Below are 3,681 nucleotides of genomic sequence, written 5' to 3' on the forward strand. Positions count from 1 at the left end.
TCTGACACAGAGTTGAAAGATGAAAAGAAAACGGAACAGGCAAGGTCAAATGCTTTGCAATTGGAGATACCGTTTGAAGAATGGTAGGTTACAAATTGTAAGCAATCGGATGTGTTAAATAATTTTCGTGGACACTAGTGATTTTCAATTAAATAATCAATTAGATCTGCGCGGGGAAACCCAGTTGCCGTGTAGTTACGTTACAATATCAGCATTTTGCTGTTAACATTTATTAACCGATTTAAGTGTTAAGTTTTGTAATAATTTCCACAAAAACGCCATTATGGACATTTTTTTCGTTGTTTAGGACACATGTTTCGTTTATTCTATCTAATTTTGCAGCCTGTTTAAACACAAAAGATTATGAAAAAAATTTTATTAGCATCATTATCACTTATCGCAGTGTCGTCTGCTTGGGCAGGCGGACTGCTGTCAAACACCAACCAGCACATCGCATTCAACCGCATGATGGCTCGCGGTGCATCAACTGAAATCGACGCCGTGTATAGCAACCCCGCAGGTACTGCTTTCAACGAGCATGAAGGCCTCACCCTGTCGCTCAACATCCAGAGCGCATTCCAGACCCGCAACGTGGACGCAACATTCCCCTTGTTCCTCACCGAGGGCAACACAAAGAGATATGAAGGCAATGCAGCAGCTCCCGTGCTTCCGTCATTGTTTGCCATGTACAAAAAAGACAAGTGGGTTTTCCAGGCAGGTTTCGGCGTGACCGGTGGCGGCGGCAAGTGCTCTTTTGACGACGGTCTCCCCATGTTTGAGGCTCCCATCATGGCAGGCTTGGCACAGATGAAAATCACTCCCGACAAGTATGCTATCACTAGCTCAATGAAAGGCCGCCAGTACATCTTCGGCCTACAGGCTGGTGCTTCTTACAAGTTCAACGAGCATTTTGCTGGTCACCTGGGTGCCCGCGTCAACTACTTCAACGGCAACTACACAGGTTTTGTGAAATCTGACGTCAAAACATCACCCATAGGCAACATCAACGTGGAGCTCGACTGCAACCAGACAGGTTGGGGTGTCACTCCCATCATCGGCCTTGATTACAAGGTGGGTCGCCTGACTCTTGCCACAAAGTTTGAATACAAGACCAAGCTCAACATTGAGAACGACACCAAGAAGAACGACGCAAGCGTGTCGCCCATTGCCGAGGTAGAGCCCGCTATCACCTATGCTAAAACTCTTGAAGCCAATGTAAAGCAAAGCTTGGCACCCTATAACCACGGCGTGAACACTCCTAATGACTTGCCCTCTATCCTCTATGTGGCAGCAGGCTACGAGATTCTTCCCGAGAAGCTGCGTGCTACTGTTGAGTATCACTTCTACGACGACAAGCACGCTGGAATGGCTGGCGACAAGCAGAAGTCACTCACTCGCGGCACCAACGAGTATCTCGCTGGTGTGGAATGGGACATCAACAAGATGTTCACAGTGAGCACAGGTACCCAAATCACTAGCTACGGCCTGAGCGACGACTACCAGAGCCAGACTTCTTTCTCTTGCAACAGTTACTCAATAGGCTTGGGCGGTGCTGTGAACCTCACTTCCAAGTTGAAACTTAACGTCGCTTACTTCTGGACCACTTATAAGGACTATACCAAGAGCGTTGAAGCCGGCAACCCTGGTGGCTATTGCGGTTCAACCCTTGCTGGCAAGGACGTTTACAGCCGCACCAACAAGGTGTTCGGCGTGGGTCTTGACTACAAGTTCTAATCACACGGCAAATAATAAAACATTATCATAACGGCGAGAACCGGTCTCCCTCCCCCTAGGCAGACTGGTTCTCCTTTTTTTATTTCACACGGGAAATGATGGCAATTCGCAAATTTTAGTTACCTTTGCACATCCCTTTAAAAATGAACTGTTATGAAAAAATTATCGTTATTATTACTTGGCCTAGTGATGAGTGTAAGTGCCCTGGCACAGAAGGAGTATGTCAACGTGGTTGCCAACGATGTGTTTGCTAGTTTTCAAGACATCTACCTGTCGGGGGCAATACCTGCCGGCATGAAGTCTTTCTATGACGGGTATTATGACCGCAAGACCGTGGGCGAGATCATCAACACGCTAGCCGACAACGGCTTCACTGTGGAGCAAGTGAGCAGCAGCGAGGCGGTGAAGTCGTCCACAGCAAGCTACACACGCGAGGTGGTGCTCATGTCGAAGCCCAAGGGAACGCCCATAGGAGCCATACAGACAGTAGGAAGCGACACCGAGCCAACCGAGGTGGCACGCTACAACCTGCAAGGCCTGCCCGTGGATAAAGACGAACCTGGCGTGCAGATCGTCATCTTCTCCAACTACACCAGCCGAGTTATCGTGAACCAGTAAACCACATAAAATTATCACTATTTTTGCAACATGAAAAAACTAACTTACATTTTATTTATACTATTGTGCCTTGTGTCTTGCAACAGCAAGAACACAATTGTCGATGAGCCCGGTGTTGAACCCGATGAGCCGCCAGCACCTCCCGAGGTGCACGCCGCCATCACATGGATCGACGATGACCACGGTTTCTTCAACTGGAAAGACGAGGGCCGGCTTGGAGCCAATTACAAGAAGGTTCATGACTTCTGCATGGAGACCGGCATCCGCTTTGACATAGCACGCGGCTCGCTGTGCACCCCCTACGACTTCAAGGTGCTGCAGTTCCAGCTCGACGAGTGCCTCAAGTGGCAGAGCGAAGGCTTCACCTATCTGTATCACCCCAACCACTCGATGGGATGGTATGACTATGACGCCGAGCATCCCCACGACGCAACGAAGATCGAGGAGTCGGCAATGGACTGCATCAAGGGATTTGAATACTATGGCTTCAAGGCTCCCAGCATCCTCGTGTGGCCCGGAGACTCCCACAAGTTCCAGGATAACTACCCCGTGGTGAGCCGCCTCTATGACTGCGCCATCTCGGCAAGCTACACCGGCACCAACCACCGCGCCGAGAACGACCGCTATTGCCTCAAACGATTCTCGCTGGAATGCCTCAAAGCAGGCTATCTCACCAAGACACAGTTCAAGCAACAGCTCAAAGAGGCAGTGGACAACGGCGACTGGATCATCCTGGCATCGCACATCGTGCACCTCGTGGACTCGGACGTACCCGACGAAACCTCCTACAACTTTGCCAACTTCTTCGAGATCATCCAGTATGCCGACTCGTTGAGCCACATCCGCCCCACCGGCGAAGTGTGGGCCGAGCGCAAATGGATGTGGGAAGCCGAAGGAAAATAAAAGGCAACTACATACTTTAGACCCTAAACCATAAAAATATATTAGTGTCCGGTAAAGTAACTATTCAGCAATAGAATTTTGCAGAGTCCCCGCCCAGACCTTATGAAAATCTTTCTCTCGCACAAAGCATAAAGCAAAGAGAGGCTGAAAGCCGACACGCAGAACGCAGTTCTGCACATAACCCTGTCCTAACTGAGCGCAAGCGAAGGCAGGGCAGGGTAAACGCGATACACTGTACCGCGGTTGAAGACCGCAACCTTGCCCGTTCCGAGGTAGCGGTCTGCACCCGCGATTTTGTCACACTTCACACCCCCCCCACCGGCAGCTCGCAGGTCTGCGACCAGCGGTTAACCAAAGTTACGACCTCCCTGAGGTCTAAAAAATCCACTATATATATTTTCAATGAAAAAATCAGTGAGTTCAGTG

3 protein-coding genes are annotated in these 3,681 nt (G+C 49.6%); all 3 read left to right on the plus strand.

The window, feature by feature from the left end:
• The first annotated feature begins 363 nt into the window (after positions 1–363).
• The 3 genes from ACKI3C_RS02245 (at position 364) to ACKI3C_RS02255 (ending at position 3,255) form a co-directional block, all read left to right on the plus strand.
• Positions 364–1,734 (plus strand): OmpP1/FadL family transporter, encoded by a 1,371-nt coding sequence (locus ACKI3C_RS02245; RefSeq protein WP_407401618.1) that lies wholly within the window; start codon positions 364–366, stop codon positions 1,732–1,734.
• A 153-nt stretch (positions 1,735–1,887) separates the two neighbouring features.
• Positions 1,888–2,352: a hypothetical protein gene (locus ACKI3C_RS02250; protein ID WP_407401620.1), complete on the plus strand. Its 465-nt coding sequence runs from the start codon at positions 1,888–1,890 to the stop codon at positions 2,350–2,352.
• Between the two features lie 30 nt (positions 2,353–2,382).
• The gene (locus ACKI3C_RS02255) at positions 2,383–3,255 is read left to right on the plus strand and encodes a hypothetical protein (protein ID WP_407401622.1); all 873 of its coding nucleotides are present in this window, start codon (positions 2,383–2,385) and stop codon (positions 3,253–3,255) included.
• The last annotated feature ends 426 nt before the right edge of the window (positions 3,256–3,681 follow it).

This window comes from Sodaliphilus sp., from assembly GCF_045598405.1.
GTDB lineage: Bacteria > Bacteroidota > Bacteroidia > Bacteroidales > Muribaculaceae > Sodaliphilus > Sodaliphilus limicaballi.